Source organism: Mesorhizobium sp. M7A.F.Ca.CA.001.10.2.1, from assembly GCF_003998575.1.
Classification (GTDB): Bacteria; Pseudomonadota; Alphaproteobacteria; order Rhizobiales; family Rhizobiaceae; genus Mesorhizobium.
In genome coordinates this window covers 1-446 of the sequence record NZ_RZQY01001360.1, presented here as the reverse complement: position 1 = coordinate 446, position 446 = coordinate 1, and the positions used below count along the sequence as shown (strand labels likewise).

Here is a 446-nt window from a genome sequence, read left to right as displayed (position 1 = left end):
ATGTGATCATGTTCTGTCTGAACCGCGCGAAGATGTTCACGCAGCAACGCCTAACCAACGTCGGAACAACCCGGGGGGCTTGGGGTCCGACATCTACACGTCAGCCGTTTGACGCCCGAATTGGTGTCAAACAAGGCCAGGCAAGTCACTTTGAGTGACAGCTTGTAACTTAAGGATTGGAAAGAATTGCTTGGGAGAGGCTCTCCCGGGGGTCAGCGCCTCATGGAAGCAAGCAGCCTTTGCAGCGTCCGCAGCGTCGAGCCGTCGGCAACGCCGTCCACCTTGCGCGGCCGGAAATGACGCTGGAAGGCCTCGACCACCGCCTCCGTCTGCCGGTCGAAAATGCCCGATATTTCAACGCCATAGCCGTAGAGGGCCAGCATCGACTGCAACGCTTCGACGTCGCCGCCGGTATCGCCGGTTGTCAGAGTGGCGCCTCGCCTGAC

At 59.9% G+C, this 446-nt stretch carries 1 protein-coding gene; it reads right to left on the bottom strand.

What is annotated here, in order from left to right; all coding sequences use genetic code 11:
* Nucleotides 1-212 precede the first annotated feature (212 nt).
* On the bottom strand, nucleotides 213-446 hold a 234-nt coding region (locus EN964_RS37075; RefSeq protein WP_206528861.1), incomplete at its 5' end, for a peptidoglycan-binding domain-containing protein.